Annotated in this window: 1 pseudogene; it reads right to left on the reverse strand. The window is 54.8% G+C overall.

The features are described from left to right. Positions 1–121 (reverse strand): annotated as a pseudogene (locus AC0IYH_RS33630) (alpha/beta fold hydrolase); the annotation flags it as partial. Positions 122–241 lie beyond the last annotated feature (120 nt).

Below are 241 nucleotides of genomic sequence, written 5' to 3' on the forward strand. Positions count from 1 at the left end.
GGTAGGCGATGCTCACCTTTTCCAGGTCGACCGATTGGGTCGGGACATTCACATCACATCGAGAAGCAGCAAAAGACGGCAGGCCGAACAGTAGAGCGGCCAGTAAAAGCACCACGCGCATGAAAAACACCGAAACGCAGAACCCCAGTAGAGAGCGAGTCTGATGAAGTTAGTACAAGCGCGCTGCCACAGTTGCGTGACCGTTTGATGAAGAGTGCCCAGCGGTCACAGTCGACATACG

Source organism: Pseudomonas sp. AC463 (assembly GCF_979253585.1).